This window comes from Prauserella sp. PE36 (assembly GCF_003311655.1).
Classification (GTDB): Bacteria; Actinomycetota; Actinomycetes; order Mycobacteriales; family Pseudonocardiaceae; genus Prauserella_A; species Prauserella_A endophytica.
Genome location: NZ_QEQT01000091.1, coordinates 44,878 through 57,576, shown reverse-complemented (window position 1 = coordinate 57,576; position 12,699 = coordinate 44,878). Strand labels below are relative to the sequence as shown.

The window sequence follows — 12,699 nt, the reverse complement described above, 5'->3', positions numbered from 1 at the left end:
GACCTTGTCAGTGGCGAGTTGTGGTAATGGCTAACTACGTCACTCGAGCGAGTGAACACTATGCCCCCGTTGGGTATGTCGTCAATGGGCGAACGGGAGGCGTACGGAGGCGTAACTCGAGCGCAACAGCAAGGCCGAGATCGGGCCTCTTTCAGCGGATTGCGCGTCGTTACTATCTGATTTAGTATTGCCGCTCTGACGCGGGTAGCCGATGACCGACACCGTCGGTACGCACGATCGGGTTCCTGCACTTCGCCGAGGGCGTCGTGGTCGCACGCCGACACGGGAACAACCGATCGCACGGCCACTCGGCCAGGTTCCGCCCAAGCGTTGATCCCGCCGCCGGGATGGTGCGGTCAATCGGCGACGCGGTAACGCTGCCGGGCGCCTCCGACCGAGCTTTGTCTGACAGCGGCGGTCGCGTATGGGGCGCTTGTCGTCCGCCAGCTAAGCTTCCCGATACGGCGCGGAGACATTCGCTGTAGACGGTCCTGCGTATAGACCGCGAACACTTCAGACACGCGGTCAATCTCACCCTTCGGGCCGGGCACACACCAAATGGACGGCTACACCTCACGCACGCAGTCGCGAGTGTGGCAAGGGTGGCCGGACTTCCGATGACGGCCCCTTGGTCCGGTACGCCCGCACGCCATGTCCGATCCGGTAGGCGTCACCACGGGAGTCCTCGACTTGGCCGAGACACCTGTCGATCCCCACTGTCAGAGACGTATTTGCGGCACGCCGTCGGCAGCCGACGACGTGACGGTCGCAGCCACTTGACCTGCTCACCGGAGAGCCGCCGACGGTTCCGCTCGGACCCGTGGTCCTGTTCCACCGAGTTCAGAGGTGTGAGCGCCTCACTGATGGGGTTGCTGTAATACACGCTCATCAGCCGTGCAGCCTGCGGGCGTGCAGGCCCGCCGACGCCAGCGCACCAGTACAGCCGCACCGAGCGCGGCGACGGACATACCGGCCAAGGCAGGCTGGATCGGCGCCCACACGCCCAACGCACCGGACACGCCGAGCATGCCCAAGACGATCTTGTTACAAAGAGGGCAGCCGACTGCGAAGGCCGACAGCAGCGAGGAGCCGAGCACACCGCTTCGCCCACGCTCATCGATCGCCTCGCGGACGATCGCGAACCACAGGCCGGTCAGTACAGCTGTCAGAGTCAGCACCGGATACTCCCACCAGCGGACGGGAGTCATCCGGGTGAACCACAGCGTGTCGATGACATCAGTGGGCACGCCGACAACTGCCGCGCTGAGCGTAGCCGCGAGAATCCCTCGCCGCCATCGCCAGGCTCGGACCGGCGCGGTGGCCGGCTCGGCGGCGGCTTGCTGGTTCAGGAAGTTCGCTCGAGTCATGTTGGCCTCGACGTGATCATGCCAGAGCCGCTGATCACCTCGGCCACCACGACACCGAAGTGCGCGAGCACGCCTTGCGCCGAGGCAGGCTCAGGCGGAATCCGCAGCAACCCCATCCGCACCAGGCCTCGCTCCATGCCGTCGTCCACGATCTACGATCTATCATAGTACCTGGTCGGGGACTGCCCGGCGACGTCGGACTCCGGCGACCGCCCACCAATCAGCGCCGCGCCGACGCTGATGAGCCCCGCGCCCGCGAGATACTCACCGGCGGACCGTTCACCAGCACCTGCGGGCACGTAAACGGAGCGCCGAGCGACAATCTGGGACGCCTCATTCTGCTGCACCGGCAGTCTCAGCGCGGCGTCGACCACAAACCACGCGACGACAGGACAATCGCACCAGAGCGGTCCATCAGCGGAGCGGTAAAATACGCCGTAGGGGTACCTAGGCCAAACCCGAGAGCAATATGTGACATCACCCAGTGAGGCAGCGACGGAGGGCGTGTCTGGCTAGCCGATGTTCGCTCCGCCTTCTTGCAGCCAGGCGAGCGGGTCAATCTTCCGACTGGACGGGTCCCAGACCTCGAAGTGCAGGTGCGGACCGGTGGAGTTGCCCGTGTTCCCGACCTCGGCGATCACCTCACCGGCCTCGACTTGCTGCCCTACACTTACCGCGTAGGAGTTGATGTGGCCGTAGACAGTGATGGTGCCGTCCTCGTGCTGGATGCGCACCCACAGCCCGAAACCGCTGGCGGGACCGGCATCGAGCACTACCCCCCGCATCGGCGCGACGATCGGCGTGCCGGTCACGTTCGCGATGTCCAGGCCGTAGTGGGTGGTGCCCCAACGCGGCCCGTAGTTTGACGTAATCGTGCCTTGAACTGGCGCGACTACCCGATGCCGCGCCTCCTCCTCCGCAGCCTCCCGCGCGCGCCGTTGCCGTTCCGCCTCCTCGCGGGCGATGCGGTCCTTTCTGGCCTGCTCCGCCCTGTCCAGCAGCCTGACCTCGTCACGAGCAGACCGACTGGGAGCAGAAAGTACCAGTGGCCCGGAGCCTGCCGTGGGGCCCCCGATGCCTGTGGCGGTGGCGGCTGTGCTGACCTCGCTGTTGACGTCAGCGAGAAGGTTGACGCGAGGTTCGTGCTGGGTTGGCGGCGACCCGGCCAGGAGCTGGAGCGCCGCACTTCCAGCCCCAGCGGCGACACTCAGGAGGACCGTTGCCGCCCGCAGGTTCGAGGTGGGCCCGCGGCGGGTCGTCGCCGCTGAGCGCCGCGTTGGCACGGTGCGGCTGCCTGGAGGGACGGGTATCAAGTTGTGCTCATGGCCGGCTGGCCGGGGCATGCGATGTCGGGGCACGCGTTGCCTCTTCGGGTCGGGGTCGGGTTGCCGAAGCGGGCCTGCTTCGTTGCGCGAACGTTATCACTATCCTGCATAGTAGGTTTGTGGGGTCAGCTTTGAGGCCACGCCCACCGCCTCTCCCCGCCCATCACGACCGCTGTGGATCGACCCGGCAGACTGGCAGTCGGTTCTCACGGTGTCGGTAGCTCGAAGCACCAGCACGGCGCGGCCCGCTTCGTCACGCGGCCCATGGGACTACCGCTGACCGGTGGTCGATGGTGCAAGGGCACGTCGGAGCGTGGCCGGTCCGAGCTACTACCAGCCCCCTCGGTCGCCGACGCGCCGGAGCACAAAACTGCCGAACGCCACACCGAGCAGCGCACCGCTGATATTGGCGACCAGGTCGGACAGGCTGCAATACCTACCTGCGAGCTGCGTCTGCGCCGCCTCGATGACCAATGGCAACAGAAGTGCGAGCGCCACGCCGGGCAGGACCCGGCGAGTCGTTACGACGATCGCCCCCGCGAGAGGAAGAAGCAGGACGAGGTTGAGCAGGTCACCGGCAACACCACCCCCAGAATGCAGGATTTCGCGGGTCAAATCCGTGAAATCATCCGGCAGGCAGGCCAGCACACCGTTTCGATGCTGCTCGGCGCCAGGCGTGAGGGTGACTGCCAGTGCCGCAGTGAACAGCAAGAGTGTCACCAAGGTGGCCCTAAAGGACCAGTTGGTGCGCCGAGCCAGTTGCCGGGCGAGTAGCACGCTGACGAGCGTGCCAACGACCAGAACTGCCAGCGTCCAGACAGAAAGGGGCACGTGGCCCCCGAAAACCGTCACCGTCACTCCTCACCGTCGGCCAGCCGGGTACCCACCGCGAGATCGTGCCGTGAATGGCGGTCTCGGAAACTAACGATGGCGGACGTGCTACATCGTCGGCGACACCGCTTTACGTTTCGACACTGGTGGACGCGAGTGCCGCAGAACGCTAGTGCAGCAAGGTTGACCGCCCGGTGGCGAGGCTGCGGCGGCCGTGCACGGAAGAAGCCGAGGTGGGCAAAGCCTTCGAATTGTCACCATGCCCTTGATGATGGCCGTCGCTCACACGAGAGGACGCCGAGCGGCCACTAGATAGCCGGTTCCCATCCACCGGCGGGTTCCACGACTCGCCGTCCTCTCCGGATGGTCGCGCCATCGCCGTGCCCACCGCCGGGCCAGCCTGTCGAGTGGTGGCACGAGGGGCGTGAGGTCGTAGTAGACGACGTCCTCCGGCTGCATTCCAACCTGATGCAACATTCGCCGCAACGTTTTCGCACCGACCGCGCGAATGCCGGAAACTCGCGCGCCGTGGCGGTTCGCAGCCGGTACGCCCAGTCGCCGCTCAAGGCGACCGAGAAGCCGGAGTGCCGGCCAGTAGACACCCCATTCGAAGAGCCGATACGGGCTGGCCGGATTAAGCATGGTGACCAGCATGAGTCCACCCGGGCGGACGACGCGGGACAGCTCTCGCAAAGCGCGCGGCAGGTCCGTGTACTCCAGCACGCCCATGGCGACGACCACGTCGAAGCTTGCGTCGCCGACAGGCATGTCCTCGATAGACGCCACCACCAGTTCGACATTGGTTGCATCGAACGTCCTGTCGACGACGGCCTCGATCATGGCGGGGGACCTGTCGCACGCCGTAATGTGGAACTTCTCTGCGCGCGTGTCGAGCAGTCGGCGTACGAGCATGCCCGGACCACATCCGGCATCGAGGAGGTCACCGCCAGGGCAGTCTTTCAGGAGTTCCTGCACGACGTGCAGCCGAGAGTGGAAGTACCGCGCAGTTGGCCCCCAGCCGTCGTGCGCGGCGACGTATCCCGCGGCCTCGGCCGCATCCTGGTATTGACTTGCGACTGCGGCCGAGCGTGCCGCGCGGTTGGCCAAACCGAGGCGTCTCCCGCCGGGGATGGGCACACCTGCCTCCATCGTGATCCGCGTAGCACGTCCGCCGCGCCGTCTCGAACAGGCCCGGTGCCTGCACAGTCGATGCTCTAAGCCGCCGTAACTACTATTATCAATAGGACTAGGATTGATAGTAGATAGTCGGGCGAGCACACTGGCCCGTTACAGCCATCTCGCAACTGTCTACGCCTCCACACGCCTCGGACCCCGAGATATACTATTAGTGATAGTATATCTCGCGGGAAGCCGTCACGAGAGGATCCGGGACCGTGCCGAAGAAGGCCGCATCACGGCTCCGCCAGCCACAGAAGGTGAGCTACACGCCGGGGTACCGGCGAAGGTTGCACACCTAGGCAACCTGCATTTTCTCCCGACCACCGGCTTGCAGGACCTGTTGACCGGCTACCCAGTGGGCGGACTGCTGTTTCTGCTCGGCGTGGCACTGGTGAGCCGTCGGTATCAACCACGACGTCACAGCCACTGAGCGAACGCGACGCCAACACCATTGCGCCGGCTGATGCGATCCACGACCACACCCGGCTGAGCATCGGCCACAACGAGGCTGACGAGCTGCCTCAGTGGCATTGCGAGAGAGCGGCCACAGGCAGGGGTCGCTGGGTCTCTCAACTCACGTTCAGCACTCGGCCCGGCTCGCGCCGATGGCCAGCAAGGCATAGTACGTCAGTCAGCAGCCCCCATGTCCGATGGCAAATGCACCTGGATGTACGCCGACCTCATCAGGACGTCAGGTCCCTGCCAAACCGATGGTGCACAACTCAATGCCGTCGGCGCTCACCGTGCACGTGCGCGGTGAGCGCCGACGAGGCTGAGAGCGGTTTGGATTGCTCAGGCGGCAACCGGCTCCTTGACGGTCACTTCCGTCTCGCCGTGTGCTGCTGCGGCATCGGTGATGGCGCTGCGGAACCGCTTCAGGCGGAGGCTGTTGCTCACCACAAACACCGAGCTGAACGCCATGGCGGCGCCCGCGATCATAGGGTTCAGCAGCCCCACGGCAGCCAGCGGCAGGGCAGCCACGTTGTACGCGAAGGCCCAGAACAGGTTGCCCTTGATGGTGCGCAGGGTCGTCCGCGACAGCCGGATCGCGTCCGCCGCGACCCGGAGGTCCCCGCGCACCAGCGTGAGGTCGCTGGCCTCGATGGCGACATCGGTGCCTGTGCCCATCGCCAGCCCGAGGTCAGCCTGCGCGAGCGCGGCGGCGTCGTTGATGCCGTCGCCGACCATAGCCACGACCTTGCCCTCGGACTGCAAGCGCTTGACGACGTCCACCTTATCCTTGGGGAGGACCTCGGCGACCACCTCGTCGATGCCGACTTCGGCGGCTACCGTGCGCGCGACGGCCTCGTTGTCACCGGTGAGCAGGACGGGGGTGAGTCCGAGCTCGCGTAGCTGGGCGATGGCCTCGGCCGACGTGGGCTTGACGGTGTCGGCGACCACGAGAACTGCGCGGGCCTGCCCGTCCCAGCCCACCGCCACCGCTGTCTTGCCCTCCCGCTCGGCTGCCGCCTTCGCCTCCGCCAGCTCGGACGTCAGGTGCTGGCTCCACTCTTCGAGGAGCGCGGTGCGACCAACGAGCACGGCGCGGCCGTCGACGATCCCCTGCACGCCGAGACCTTCGACGTTGGTGAACTCGTCAACGGCGGGCAACTCCCCCACCTTCTCCCTCGCGCCCCTGGCGATGGCCTGCGCGATCGGGTGTTCCGAGGCATCCTCCAAGGCACCGGCCAAGCGCAGGACGTCGTCGCTGTCGACGCCGTCGGCGACGTGCACGTCGGCCAACGCCATCTTGCCGGTGGTCACGGTGCCCGTCTTGTCCAGCACGATCGTGTCGATGCGCCGAGTCGACTCCAGCACTTCCGGGCCCTTGATCAGGATGCCCAGCTGGGCACCCCGCCCGGTGCCGACCAGAAGCGCCGTGGGGGTCGCCAGGCCCAGCGCGCAGGGGCACGCGATGATCAGCACCGCGACCGCGGCCGTGAAGGCGGCCGACACGGCGCCGCCCGTACCGAGCCAGAACGCCAAGGTCCCGACGGCAAGGGCTATGACGATGGGAACGAACACTGCGGAGATGCGGTCGGCCAGCCGCTGCACCGCTGCCTTCCCGGTCTGCGCGTCCTCGACCAGCTTCGCCATCTGCGCCAGCTGCGTGTCCGTGCCGACGCGGGTGGCCCGCACGACGAGCCTGCCACCCGAGTTCACGGTCGCACCCACGACGGTGTCACCAGGGCTGACTTCGACGGGCACCGACTCGCCGGTGAGCATGCTCGCGTCGACCGCGGAGTTGCCCTCCTCGATGACCCCGTCCGTGGCGATCTTCTCGCCAGGCCGGACGACGAAGTGGTCTCCCACCGCCAGGTGATCGGTGGGGATGCGCTCCTCCCGGCCGTTGCGTAGCACCGCCACGTCCTTCGCCCCGAGTTCGAGCAACGCTCGCAGCGCGGCGCCGGCGCGTCGTTTCGAGCGCGCCTCGAAGTAGCGTCCGGCAAGGATGAACGTGGTTACCCCTGCGGCGACCTCGAGGTAGATGTTGCCGTCGCCGCTGATGCGCTGAATGGTGAGCTCGAACGGGTGGGTCATGCCCGGTTCGCCGGCGCTGCCGAGCAGCAGCGCGTACAGCGACCAGCCGAAGGCGGCCAGCGTGCCCATCGAGATGAGCGTGTCCATCGTCGCCGCACCATGCCTCAGGTTCGCCCACGCCGCCCTGTGGAACGGCCAGGCCCCCCATACCACGACCGGCGCCGCCAGTGTCAGCGAGACCCACTGCCAGTAGGTGAACTGCAGCGCCGGGACCATGGCCAACGCGATCACGGGCACCGACAACACCAGCGAACCGATCAGGCGGTGCCGCAGGGACTGGGTCGGATCGTCCTGCTCGGTGGTCGGCTCCGTCGCTGGTTCGGCCTTCTTCGGCTGCGGCAGCGCCGCCGAGTAGCCTGCCGCCTCGACCTGTTCGACGAGCATGTTTGGGTCGAGATCGCTGGGGAAGCTGACCTTGGCCTTCTCGGTGGCGTAGTTGACCGTGGCGGTGACGCCGTCGAGCTTGTTGAGTTTGCGTTCGATGCGCATCGCGCACGACGCGCAGGTCATGCCGCCGATCGCCAGTTCGATATCGCGACCGGGAGCCTGCTGGGATTCGTGCAGGTCAGAAGTCATCGTGGTGTTTTCCTTCCGTGGTCGCTGGTCAGCCGTGGCCGCCATGGCCGCCACCGGTCCCCGGCGCTGGCGGCTGGCTGGGAGCCTCCGTGGTCCCGGTACTGCTCACGGTGAACGCGGCGGTGTGGACCTTGCCTTCGTGCTGGAAGTCCAGGAACAGCCGGTAGGCACCAGCGGAGGGCACTTCCGCGTAGAAGGTGATTCCCGGCCCGGGCTTTGTGGTCCCGTCGCCTGGTTCACCGTCCGGGTGGACGTGCAGGTAGGCGAGGTCCCCGCCGCGTAGCGCGACCAGGTGCCCGTAGGCGCCTAGGTAGGGCTGCAGGTTGGTGACGTCCTTGCCGTCCTTGGTGACGGTGAGCGTCACCTTTGAGGTCTGCCCCGGCACGAGATCGCCGTCGAGGCGCACCCGGTACCCGTCGACCTCGGCTATTCGCGATGACTCGTAGCTGACTGGCGCGAAGTCACCCGGCACGGCCAGATCGGCCCCGAGGGTCGTGCCCTCGCCTCCCGTTGGGGCGAAGTCAGCAAACGCTCGGTAGCTACCCGCCTGGGTGACGTTCAGGGGCACCGTCCAGGTGCCATCGGCCCTCATCTGCGGGTGGACGTGCTGGAACCCTGCCGTGTCGCGGCGCACCACGATGAGGTGCATGCGCTTTTCGTGTTCGACCTCGAAACGGGTGACCGGCTCGCCGTCGGGCCCGGTGATCTGGAAGGAGAACTGGTTGGTGGTCCCCGGGGTCAGCGTCGTGTTGGTGGGCGTGAGGGTGTAACCGCCCCTGGACGATGCGAGCCCCGCGGGCTCGTCGGGTTGCGTGGCCTCCGCGACGGTGCCGCTGTGTGTGTCCCCGTGCCCGGCGTCCTCGCCACCGGACGGGCCAGCTTCGCTGGTGAGGGGACCGACAGCGGTGCCGACCGCCCACGCGCCAGCGGCGACGAGGGCAAGGGCTACACCGTAGGCGGAGAGCTTCCCTGCAGTGTTCATGACGTTCCTGTCTGCTCCGCTGCCCGCGTCAGGCGGTCAGCTTGTATCCGGCCTCTTCAACAGCGGCGCGCACGTCGTCCACGCCGAGCTCCTGGTCGCTGGTCACAGTGACCTCGCCCGTGGGCAGGTCCACGGCCACGTCGGTCACCCCGCTAAGGGCCCCGACCTCCTCGGTCACCGAACGCACGCAGTGCTCGCAGGTCATGCCGGTCACGGTGTAGGTCTGCTGAGCCATCCGTCTTCACCTTTCTGCATCAAGAACGGACAAGTCGGGCGATAGCGTCGCTCGCCTCGCGCACTTTTGCGTCCGCAGTCTCGCCACCCTCGGCGATCGCCTCGGCCACGCAGTGCTTGAGATGTTCGTCCATCAGCCCGAGGGACACCGCCTGCAGCGCCTTGGTAGCCGCCGCGATCTGCGTCAGGATGTCGATGCAGTACTCATCGCTCTCGACCATCCGCTGCAAGCCCCGGATCTGACCCTCGATGCGGCGCAGCCGCTTGAGGTAGCCGTCCCTGTCACCGGTGTATCCCCGCATTGTTCTCTCCTTACCTGCGTCGATGAGCCCCCATCTTACCCCTTACCCGTATCTAGGAGAGGCGCGACTGGACCCGTCGACCAGTTCATGTATACCGTAGGGGGGTACGGCAGTCAATTGAAAGGATGAGCGATGCGGGTCACCATCGACTTCGAGAAGTGCGACAGCCATGCCGTCTGCGCACTGACGGCTCCGAAGATCTTTTGGGTCGACGATCACGGCTACACCCAGTTCGACCCCGCGCCCGACGAAGCCGAGCGGGAGAACGCTGTCCGCGCCGCTCAGCAATGCCCAGCGCAAGCGATCCAGATCGTCGAGAACCGCGAGGCAGGATGCGGGCGAGCGAGCAGACAACAGGGAAGCAACGGCCCACGACGATAGGCGCAGGTCGTACCCACACGATAGGTGCGAGCCGAGGTCAGCGACTGCCCATGCGCCACCGAGAACTCCACCAGATAAGGGCTGCGACATGAAAGAACTGTGGAGAACGCACCGAAGCGCCCGGGTCGGCGACTGGTTGGTATCCGGCGAGGCGGCGGTAAAACTGTGCTGTCGAACTCTGCTGCCATTGCTATAAGCCGGCGTGAAGCGCCGAGGTCGCCTGACATCCATCCGAGCGACCGTGGCTGTGTCCCGTACTCAGCACTGCATCAAGCCCGACTGACGTCAAGGCCCCTCAATACCCCCCTAGCGTATATAGCCGAGCGGTGCTAGCTTCGCAGCGGATGTATACCCCTAACTGGTATGGAGTACATGATGTGCTACAACGACATCAGGCCGGCCGACAAGACGGCGTTGGTGGCGCTGACGCTCATCGCCGCAGCACAGTTCGTGGTGATCATGGACACCTCGATCATCGGAGTCGCGTTACCCCGGATACAGTCCGACCTGGGCTTCTCGCCGGAGAACCTGTCCTGGGTTTTCAACGCCTACGTCATCGCCTTCGGCGGCTTACTGCTGCTCGGCGGGAGACTTTCGGACCTGCTGGGCGCCCGCCGAATCTTCATGACCGGGTGGGCGGTCCTGCTCGCCGGATCGGCGGTAGCCGGTGCCGCAGGCGAAGTCTGGGTCGAGCTCACCGGCCGCGCGCTGCAGGGCGCCGGGGCCGCGCTCATCGCACCCTCGGCCCTGACCCTGCTGATGATGCTCTTCGGGAGCGAGCCCCGAGAGCTGGCCAAGGCCCTCTCGCTTTACGGGGCCGCCGCGCCCGCTGGTGGCACGGCGGGCGTGTTCCTCGGCGGCGTCATTACCGAGTACGTCAGCTGGCCGTGGGTCTTCTACATCAACATCCCGATCGCCCTGTTCGCTTTGGCCGTCGCCCCTGCCTGATGCCCAAGGCGGCCGCACGGCGTGGCGCCACCGACCTGCTCGGTGCCGTGACCGTCACCGCGGGCCTCTCTGTGGCCGTCTACGCCATCGTCCGAGCTCCCGAGCTCGGCTGGGGCTCAGGGGGCACCGTGGTCAGCCTGATAATCGCGATCGGGCTCCTGGCAGCGTTCCTGGTCATCCAGGCCAGGAAGAGCGCCCCACTGGTGCGCCTGGGCATCTTCCGAACACCGGACCTGGGCGCCGCCAACGTCGCCCAGCTGTTGCTGGGTGCGGCATGGATCCCCATGTGGTTCTTCCTCAACCTCTACCTGCAGCAGGTTCTCGGCCTCGGCGCCTTCGCGAGCGGTTCGGCCCTGCTGCCGATGACCACGGTCATCCTGCTCATCATGGTTGCGGCGGCTCCGCGCGTGATGGCGCGCATCGGAGCGAAACCCATGATCGTGAGCGGCCTACTCGTGTTGGCGCTCGGACTGTTCTGGCTCTCGCTGGCGCGGCCAGATGGCACCTTCTGGGCGGCCGTGCTCCCAGCATCACTCGTCGCCGCCCTCGGCATGGCACTGGCGTTCGTTCCGTCACTGGGCACGGCCATCTCAAGTGCCCGCCCAGAGGAAGGCGGACTCGCTTCGGGAATCGTCAACACCAGCTACCAAATCGGCTCCGCACTAGGGCTGGCCGCGATGACAGCCGTGGCCACCTCGTTCGGCGCCAACGAACTTGGGAGCACCGGCGCAGTCACCACCGGACTTTCCGCGGCCTTCATCGGTACTGCGGCGATCGCCGTCGCGGGTGCGCTGACCGCGGGCGCCACCCTCCGCAGGAAGGCGGCAGCGTGATGCGACGGTTGCGCGCACTCGGTCCGGCCGAAGCGCCCGAGAAGTCCACCGAGTTACTCACCGCGATCCTCGATCGCCATGGCTCCGCGGGCGACATGGTCCGCACCATGGCCCACTCGCCCGCACTGCTGCAGGGCTACTTGGATTTCTCCCGGGCATTGAAACGAATGAAGGTGCCTCGCGCACTCAGCGAGAAGCTCGCGCTCGCGACGCAGGAGTGGATCGGATGCGCCACATGCCTGGCCGCCCACACCGAAGGCGCTAGGGCGGCCGGTTTGAGCGAGGCCGACATCGCGCTCGCCCGTGCGGGCACAGCGACGGATCGCCGCGCAGCAGCCCTGGTCGCTTTCGCGGTCCGGGTGCTGGCCGAGCCTTCCGCGATTGCCGATGGGGATGTGGCCGACCTGCGTGCCCACGGCTGGAGCGACCGCGTGATCGCCGATGTTGTCGGCCTGGTTGCACTCAACCTGCTCACCGGCGCCTTCAACCTGGTCGCGGGCATCGAACCCGCGGCCGAGGAACCGGCCGGCGCGCCTCGAGCTCGTTGACGCGTGCCGCCACGAGCGGCTGCCACTGGTACTGCCTACACGCGTGCCGGTGGCAGCCATGTTAGCTTTACCCGTACCCCGTAGCGGCATATTTTGGAGTGGCAAGGCGGCAACGCCGCGCATACGCTCTGCGATCACGGGTAGTAGGAGGGCGGTCGGCCGTCCTAGAACCAGCCGAGCGCGGGAGGTGTGAGTCGCCGTGAACGTCGGCAATGCGTTTCTCCTGGCCGTGGTCATCATCGGCATCATCGCTGGCCTTTACGGTGTCGCCTTCCTCCTCCGATTGGGCAGCACCCTCAGGGACGTACGTCCGTTCCTGTCCGGGCACGCGCCCGCCGAACATGCCGTGTCGCGATATCACGTTCGCTGGTACACGCTGACGATGATCTTCCTGGCGTTCGACATGGAAATGGTGTTCATGTACCCGTGGACGCTCGTGGTCGCCGAGGAAGGCATGACCGCCGTGGTGGAGATGTTCGTTTTCCTGGGAATTCTCTTCGCCGGTGTGACCTATGCCTGGCGAGAAGGGGCGTTGCGGTGGAGCTGAGCAGGTGGCTGCTGAGGACGATGCCACCCCGGCCCCTGGTGGTCACCGTACCTGGTGGCACGGAGGCACGGCTGGCCGTCGAGCGCTGTGTGAGGGAACGGGCGT

The 12,699-nt window shown here is 66.5% G+C and carries 12 protein-coding genes and 1 pseudogene; 4 read left to right on the top strand and 9 right to left on the bottom strand.

Annotation, left to right across the window (positions count from 1 at the left end; all coding sequences use genetic code 11):
* Window positions 1-857: 857 nt before the first annotated feature.
* From DI005_RS28550 to DI005_RS28515, 9 genes are all read right to left on the bottom strand, one after another.
* Window positions 858-1,367 (bottom strand): hypothetical protein, encoded by a 510-nt coding sequence (locus tag DI005_RS28550; protein ID WP_113644197.1) that lies wholly within the window; start codon window positions 1,365-1,367, stop codon window positions 858-860.
* On the bottom strand, window positions 1,364-1,516 hold the full coding sequence (locus DI005_RS38345; RefSeq protein ID WP_158559916.1) for a hypothetical protein: 153 nt from the start codon (window positions 1,514-1,516) through the stop codon (window positions 1,364-1,366). Before DI005_RS38345 ends, DI005_RS28550 begins: the two co-directional genes overlap by 4 nt.
* 363 nt (window positions 1,517-1,879) lie before the next feature.
* Entirely contained in the window at window positions 1,880-2,710 is an 831-nt protein-coding gene (locus DI005_RS39535) for a M23 family metallopeptidase (RefSeq protein ID WP_113644196.1), read from the bottom strand.
* 312 nt (window positions 2,711-3,022) lie between these two features.
* Window positions 3,023-3,544, bottom strand: a complete 522-nt coding sequence (locus DI005_RS28540; RefSeq protein ID WP_158559915.1) for a VanZ family protein — start codon at window positions 3,542-3,544, stop codon at window positions 3,023-3,025.
* A gap of 261 nt (window positions 3,545-3,805) precedes the next feature.
* On the bottom strand, window positions 3,806-4,660 hold the full coding sequence (locus DI005_RS28535) for a class I SAM-dependent methyltransferase (protein WP_233520343.1): 855 nt from the start codon (window positions 4,658-4,660) through the stop codon (window positions 3,806-3,808).
* Window positions 4,661-5,494: 834 nt separating this feature from the next.
* The gene (locus DI005_RS28530) at window positions 5,495-7,819 is read right to left on the bottom strand and encodes a cation-translocating P-type ATPase (protein ID WP_113644207.1); all 2,325 of its coding nucleotides are present in this window, start codon (window positions 7,817-7,819) and stop codon (window positions 5,495-5,497) included.
* Between the two features lie 28 nt (window positions 7,820-7,847).
* Window positions 7,848-8,801 (bottom strand): hypothetical protein, encoded by a 954-nt coding sequence (locus DI005_RS28525; protein ID WP_113644193.1) that lies wholly within the window; start codon window positions 8,799-8,801, stop codon window positions 7,848-7,850.
* Window positions 8,802-8,829: 28 nt separating this feature from the next.
* Window positions 8,830-9,036, bottom strand: coding sequence for a heavy-metal-associated domain-containing protein (locus DI005_RS28520; protein ID WP_110343996.1), 207 nt, complete (start codon window positions 9,034-9,036; stop codon window positions 8,830-8,832).
* 19 nt (window positions 9,037-9,055) lie between these two features.
* Complete coding sequence (locus DI005_RS28515) at window positions 9,056-9,337, bottom strand: metal-sensitive transcriptional regulator (protein WP_110343997.1); 282 nt, start codon at window positions 9,335-9,337, stop codon at window positions 9,056-9,058.
* 132 nt (window positions 9,338-9,469) lie between these two features.
* Between DI005_RS28515 and DI005_RS28510 the strand changes: the two genes are divergently transcribed.
* The 4 genes and pseudogenes from DI005_RS28510 (at window position 9,470) to DI005_RS28495 (ending at window position 12,594) form a co-directional block, all read left to right on the top strand.
* Complete coding sequence (locus DI005_RS28510; protein ID WP_113644192.1) at window positions 9,470-9,718, top strand: ferredoxin; 249 nt, start codon at window positions 9,470-9,472, stop codon at window positions 9,716-9,718.
* A 397-nt stretch (window positions 9,719-10,115) separates the two neighbouring features.
* Window positions 10,116-11,499, top strand: a pseudogene (locus tag DI005_RS28505) (MFS transporter); the annotation flags it as partial.
* Entirely contained in the window at window positions 11,499-12,047 is a 549-nt protein-coding gene (locus DI005_RS28500) for a carboxymuconolactone decarboxylase family protein (RefSeq protein WP_113644191.1), read from the top strand. The pseudogene DI005_RS28505 and the gene DI005_RS28500, both read left to right, overlap by 1 nt.
* Before the next feature lie 199 nt (window positions 12,048-12,246).
* The gene (locus tag DI005_RS28495; protein WP_110344140.1) at window positions 12,247-12,594 is read left to right on the top strand and encodes an NADH-quinone oxidoreductase subunit A; all 348 of its coding nucleotides are present in this window, start codon (window positions 12,247-12,249) and stop codon (window positions 12,592-12,594) included.
* The last annotated feature ends 105 nt before the right edge of the window (window positions 12,595-12,699 follow it).

Coding starts and splice junctions, on each gene's coding strand:
- DI005_RS28550 (WP_113644197.1), bottom strand. CDS start 1,367: ATGACTCGAGCGAACTTCCTGAACCAGCAAGCCGCCGCCGAGCCGGCC.
- DI005_RS39535 (WP_113644196.1), bottom strand. CDS start 2,710: ATGCCCCGGCCAGCCGGCCATGAGCACAACTTGATACCCGTCCCTCCA.
- DI005_RS28530 (WP_113644207.1), bottom strand. CDS start 7,819: ATGACTTCTGACCTGCACGAATCCCAGCAGGCTCCCGGTCGCGATATC.
- DI005_RS28525 (WP_113644193.1), bottom strand. CDS start 8,801: ATGAACACTGCAGGGAAGCTCTCCGCCTACGGTGTAGCCCTTGCCCTC.
- DI005_RS28520 (WP_110343996.1), bottom strand. CDS start 9,036: ATGGCTCAGCAGACCTACACCGTGACCGGCATGACCTGCGAGCACTGC.
- DI005_RS28515 (WP_110343997.1), bottom strand. CDS start 9,337: ATGCGGGGATACACCGGTGACAGGGACGGCTACCTCAAGCGGCTGCGC.
- DI005_RS28510 (WP_113644192.1), top strand. CDS start 9,470: ATGCGGGTCACCATCGACTTCGAGAAGTGCGACAGCCATGCCGTCTGC.
- DI005_RS28500 (WP_113644191.1), top strand. CDS start 11,499: ATGCGACGGTTGCGCGCACTCGGTCCGGCCGAAGCGCCCGAGAAGTCC.